Genomic DNA, 5,921 nt, shown 5'->3' on the forward strand with positions numbered 1-5,921 from the left:
TCACCCAGTGATTCATTTCCATTTCTGGTGATAATGAGCGTACCGGGAGCATATTGATCGTCATTCAAAGTGAATGCTTCTTCTGCATACCGAACCTGTACTCCTTCATCCAGTAAACGTGCAAGATATTTCAGATCTTCCATTGAATTCCATTTAGCCAAATATGCGTAAGGCTTATTGATGGCAGGTGTTGATTCATTCTCGGCCGTCATCGTAGCCTGGCGAGTATTTACCGTGCCCGTTATCGCGTATCCATCTAATCCGTAAGCATAATGAGTTTCCCATGCAGTGATATCGTACGTCAGGGAATCCACCAACTCAGGGTTTGGCTCAAATAATACCCTAACCAATGTTCCTTTTGGTTGGTACGTGCTGATCACATAATCTCCCTCTTCAATGGAAACCCGGCCTGTTTCTCCGGTAGCAAAATCATATCCGTTTGGATTGGATGAACCTGAAGCTACACCAAATTCAATTTTCTGCTTCTCTAAATAGCGCAGCAATTTCGAGGTTTTATCAGGATTACTGCTCTTTTTAACAATAAAAGTCTTGTACTGACCTGAACCATTTTCCCGGGTTTCTTCGAAATAGGAAGCAAATTCATTCACAACCCGTTCATGATTTTGTGCTGTGATCTCCACAGTAGAGATCCCTGAAGTATGGTGATGAAGTAAACGATCTTTCAGGGTCAGGGTATCGCCTTCCGGTTTATACACTCCCAAACCTGCAAAACCTCCACCTGCCTGCTCATAGGTCATCCCGATTGCACCATTAAATGTAGGCCATGTATCACCATAGCTTGGGTAGAACAGGTCAAAAACTTCACGGGTAAAGTACAGCCAGTTTTCCTCATCAAAATATTTGGTGTGATTTTTACCGATCATAGTCTGAAATTCACGCTGCCATTCAGTTATTGCCTCGTGAAATGGTTCGGCTGCAGGTGCAAAATAATAGGGCGAGCTATAGCTTTGTTCGTGAAAATCTACATGTACATGGGGCATCCACTCCTGATACACTTTGATACGCTGCTTGCTTTCAACCTGTGTTTGCCAGGCCCAATCCCGGTTCAGGTCAAAATAGTAGTGATTAGTTCTTCCACCCGGCCATGGCTCATGGTGCTCCCTTGCATCGTGATTCGGATTGAACTGTTCACCCACAACGGTTCTGTACCAGTTCACGTACCGATCCCGGCCATCCGGATTGACCATGGGATCCATAATTACAACCGTGTTTTCCAGCCAGGCACTTCGCTCTGTTACAAGTTCATAAACCGACTTTAAGGCTGCTTCACTTGATGAGGTCTCATTACCGTGCACATTATAACTCAACCAGACAATGGCCTTTTTGTTATCGGTAGGCTGCCCGGATTCAAGCCCCGTCAGTTTTAAATTATTGAGTCGGATCTCCTCGAGGTTTGCATGATTTCCCGTTGAAGTAACTACTGCATAAACCAGCTCCCTTCCTTCGTTGGTGGTGCCGTATTGGGTGAGCGTAACCAGCTCAGATTCATCCGCTACATGCTGAAAATAGTTCAGCACTTTGTAATGCGGAGTCCATTGGTCACCAAGTTCATACCCAAGAAATTCTTCGGGCGATTGTAACTGAGCCTGAATATGTGTTGACAAAAATGTCGCAAAAAGCAGTAATAAAGTTATTTTTTTAATCATTGTTAGGCTGATTTGTAAGTTCTTCTTCAATTTGTTGTACCACATCATCTACGATAGAATTCGGGATAGGGATAGTAAGGTTGTAATGGGCAATTTTCCACCCATTTTCATTTTTTACCAAAACCCCGGTTCCCCGGCTCGGTCCAAGGTTAGGCGTATCCAGTTCTTCATCAAACCAGGCGGTTTCCCCATTCTCTGAAAAATATACTTTTCGGAAGGTTGGTGTGAAGGTCCATGCAACCCCATCATCTTCAAAATAGGGTTTAGACCATGGTTTGAACTCGGCAACAGTCCACCGCTCGGTAGCATCCGTTCCCATAAAAATGGAGGAGTCGTTTTCAAAGTGATCAAAGTAGCGTTCGAAGTCCCCCTCGGCTGCAGCAGCGTGCCAGTCATCGAGCACTGCATTTACAGCATCCTCAGATGGCGGGGATTGAGTTTCTTTGGGTTGGCAGGCACCGAGCAGTAAGCCGGGCATGAAAAGTAGCAGCAACAAAGATCGCATAGATAAAAGGTTGGTTCTTGAGTTAGCCAATGGTAGCTATTACAAAAGGATTGGGCAAGGGGGAATTTTTGCAGGCAAGTAAGCAGGCCTGCAGGCCTTTGCTTGTTTATTTCCGGGACACGATCTCGTTCCTCCTTCTCTAGCCTTGCTTCACATAGCAATTTAGTTGCCCAACCTCCGATAATCATCCATGCTCAAAAAAATTCCGGACGGAGGTTTTTTTGATTGTGTTTGTCAACCACGGGTTGAAACCCGTGGCTATGCTTGGCCATCCCTAACGGGATTCAAAATTCGTTCAAAAACGGAGCAGGTGGAACGAGCAGAATATTAGGTCATGGCTTAACCCAATGCCTCAAACCGTTTCTTCAATATTTCGAGGTAGGCTTCTTTTCTGTCATCACTCAAAAAGCTGATCTCTATCAATCTTTCCCATTCAGGCAATCCTTCTTTTATTTGCTCATCAATATTCGAAAGCACTTTTTCGTTAAGACCCAACCTCTCCTTTCCGAAGTATTGAAAGAAAATAGACCAGGTAAAATTCGATTTCTTGCCTTTCAGAGGCAGCGCCATCTCTTCCACCGGAGTTGATAACACAATAGTGGTATTTAAAAGATCGTAGGCGGGTGACAATTCAATTTTCTGATCCCGGTAAATGAATGAAAAGTTTTTAAGATGCATATCCTCATTCCCCGTCAGCCAGCTGAACAAAGTTCTTTTGAAGAGCTTCATTTTTTCAACCATGGGAAAGGTGCAGTATTCATCTATCAGTGCAACTACTTTCTCCAAAGAGTAATTGTACTTGGTATCACGACTCATCCCTGCAACTTGGGCAAAATCTTCTACATGAATTTTTCCGGACCTGCCTTTTCGGTCAAATCGTTTGATGAAATACAACATTGAATCATCTTTCGCATACATCAATCCATGCAAAGGAACCTCTATTCCAACTGATTTTGCCATCCGCATGGTCAGGTCTTCATTTTCAGGAACCTGATCATAATTTGGCAATGGCGGTTTCAGTATAAAGCTGCCGTGCTTATCCACAATTTTAAAGGTGCTATCCTTTATGCTTAATTGTGCACTTAATTTTGGCTGAACCCCGGCTATCGACATTTTTGTCATGCGCCTTTGTGCTTCCTGAATTTGTTCTTTTTGGTCAAAGGGCAGAGGCTTTAACTCATTCAAGGCCGGATTTAATTTATGCAATCCCGTTTTGCTATATCTGCCATCTGAAATCGGCTCGTATGTAATGGGGCAGCGCTTCATTCCTGAACCTCCCTTACCGAAACAGCCCCCACGGTATCTTCACCCACCGCTATCAATTGTGAGAACCGGTCGTTTCTGTCAATTTTTTTTGTTCTTAACAGGGACTCCAGGTTTATACCTTCGGGCAGTAGCCCTTCGAAAAAAGGAGGGAATTCATCGAACTCAAATTCTTTTTGCTCAACCGGCATAGTTACGGAAACGGGAGCTCCATGGTAATCCCTCTCATATCTGAACCGATAATTCTTATTTATCTCCTCTTCAATCAGGAAGCCGGCTAGATCTTTGTGCATATACACTTCAGCTTTTCGCATGGGCTATCTCTTTTTTGCAGGTTTCCATAATGGGACTTTCCAGTTCGATGGAAATATTTAAAGCCTCACATACTTTTTGAAACGTATCAAATTGAACGGTATCCTTTCCGTGCTCTATATCAAATACCGCTGTTTTTCCGACCCCGGACAGATCTGCAAGTTGAATTTGAGTCAGATTACTTTTTTTTCTGTGACAGCGAATAATTTTTCCAAAATAATTCATAAAGCATCTTTTTACTGTTGAAGCAACATTTTTTAATATTATACAAAAAATACTTGCAAAAATCTGCACAGAATAAAATAAATTACTGCTTAAACAGTATTTACCTGATTATAAACACCTGACCTTAGCATAAAATTATAATAGCCCCTATAATTACCTCTATAGCAGTAATTATTATTATTTCATATCCTCATCTTCTTGTGAAAATACCGGTTGCCCAACCTCCGATAACCATCAATACTCTAAAATATTCAGGGCGGAGGTTTTTGATTGTTAACTTAGGAGTATGAGGCGGAGCCTCAATAAGACATTCCGGAGCGGAGCGGCGGAATGAGGAGAAATACGGCAACTCCAAAAATTATAATGCTGTTACCTCCAAGCTGCACCATTTGCAGCTGAAATCTGAGCTCTCATTTTGCATTCCTGTATAGAGCGACTTACCGAAATTAAACTTACTTAAACCAAGTTATTTTTGATCGGTGACAATTTCATAAACACCTATGGTGTAATTATCCGCATTAAAATCTTCGATGAAATAGAGTTTATTATTGTGAACTGCTGCCAACGTATGAGGAACCGGTATTTCTTTAATGAATTCCTTTGTCTCTTTATCATAAAGGATTAGCACATTTTCTTTCTTGCTGAAGTCTACAGTCTCAAAAAACTCTTCGGTAAGGATTTGCATGTGTGAAACTATAAAATGATCTGTACCATAAAGACCTGCCATTACAGAACTACCGTCTGCTCTCTTATTAATTTCGGATATGGGGAGGTTGGCGTGGATTTCTTTGCTTGGTATGGAAAAATTTGCTGAATTCCCTCCAAAATAATCTGTTTGTTGATAGGAGTCGCTATTGTAAGCTTGTATATAAGGCGAGCCAACTGAACTAGTAAATATTGTATTTGAACTAATTAGAACAGTATTTTCTGCGCTATAGGAATTGTCTTCCTGCGTAAACGTATCATGCTTTCCAAAAACAGTATCAACCGTGCCCTCATAATCCACTATAGCTAACAATTTTGATTTATGCGGTTCACGGATAAATTCGCTTTCCGTAACAGGAATTAAAAGTCGGTCTTTAAAATTATACAAAGCGTAAGGATGAGCCCACAATTCACCCTCAGAAAAAATTGTATTCGATTGAATGAGTTCGCCGCTCAGATCAAAAATTTTAAGCATTCTTTGAGCTGCATCATTAATTATTACCTGATTTTCGCTATTAATTTCAAACCCACTGACATGCATAATACCTTTTGGGCCTTTACCTCTTTCACCCACTACATTTATAAATTGGCCCAGACTATCAAATGCGAAGATTCTATTTTGATTCCGTTCGGCAAATATCCAAATATCTCCCGAATCATTAATCCGAAATTGTTCTACAAGTTTACCAAATAAAGGTTCGGAATTACTTAAAACCACCGAATCTACTTTAGTTAAAGAAACAGAGCGGGAATTTACATGATCGCTTTCATCCGGCGAGCAGGAGCTGAAAAACAAAACAAGTAAAGTGATACAGAAAATAGAATTAATACTTACAGACATAGTATGTCCCATAATGAATTCAAATATGCTCAAGATTTATCGGTTGGATATGAAATCTGGGACAGATTATTATTTACAAGTGTTTTCTGTACATCTGTTACCGTACCCATAGAAGCCATATCATTTACATAAAGCCTCACTTTAGTATCATTTATAAGTTCGCTGTTATTTTTAAGTGCAACAGATAGATCTGCAGGATAAAGTAAAGCTCCATCAAGCATTATTTTTCCGTTACTCAGGATATCTATTATTAAATCGTTTTCGAATTGCTTGAAAGCATCCGGGCTCATCATATTGATATCTACCTGTTCTACATCTTTGAGAACCAACTCTCGGGTAACTTTATTAATTAACCCTGTATAAACCATATCTGAGGATGAAATTCGAACTTTTGATTTTTGCC

7 protein-coding genes are annotated in these 5,921 nt (G+C 40.8%); all 7 read right to left on the reverse strand.

Annotation, left to right across the window (positions count from 1 at the left end):
• Positions 1-1,667 (reverse strand): M14 metallopeptidase family protein (locus VFM80_RS07300; protein ID WP_395071020.1); only part of this gene is annotated, 1,667 nt, incomplete at its 3' end.
• Positions 1,660-2,172 (reverse strand): nuclear transport factor 2 family protein, encoded by a 513-nt coding sequence (locus VFM80_RS07305; RefSeq protein ID WP_395071022.1) that lies wholly within the window; start codon positions 2,170-2,172, stop codon positions 1,660-1,662. The genes VFM80_RS07300 and VFM80_RS07305, both read right to left, overlap by 8 nt.
• 339 nt (positions 2,173-2,511) lie before the next feature.
• Complete coding sequence (locus tag VFM80_RS07310) at positions 2,512-3,438, reverse strand: HipA domain-containing protein (RefSeq protein WP_395071024.1); 927 nt, start codon at positions 3,436-3,438, stop codon at positions 2,512-2,514.
• Entirely contained in the window at positions 3,435-3,749 is a 315-nt protein-coding gene (locus VFM80_RS07315; protein ID WP_395071026.1) for a HipA N-terminal domain-containing protein, read from the reverse strand. The genes VFM80_RS07310 and VFM80_RS07315 overlap by 4 nt, the downstream gene beginning before the upstream one ends.
• Positions 3,736-3,972 carry a helix-turn-helix domain-containing protein gene (locus tag VFM80_RS07320; protein ID WP_395071028.1) on the reverse strand — a complete coding sequence of 79 codons (237 nt, stop codon included), beginning with the start codon at positions 3,970-3,972 and terminating at the stop codon, positions 3,736-3,738. The genes VFM80_RS07315 and VFM80_RS07320 overlap by 14 nt, the downstream gene beginning before the upstream one ends.
• A gap of 466 nt (positions 3,973-4,438) precedes the next feature.
• Positions 4,439-5,395, reverse strand: a complete 957-nt coding sequence (locus VFM80_RS07325) for a 6-bladed beta-propeller (protein WP_395071030.1) — start codon at positions 5,393-5,395, stop codon at positions 4,439-4,441.
• A 152-nt stretch (positions 5,396-5,547) separates the two neighbouring features.
• The coding region (locus tag VFM80_RS07330) for a hypothetical protein (RefSeq protein ID WP_395071032.1) at positions 5,548-5,921 on the reverse strand (374 nt) is incomplete at its 5' end.

It is taken from the genome of Gracilimonas sp. (genome assembly GCF_035704785.1).
In the GTDB taxonomy this organism is placed as follows: Bacteria; Bacteroidota; Rhodothermia; order Balneolales; family Balneolaceae; genus Gracilimonas.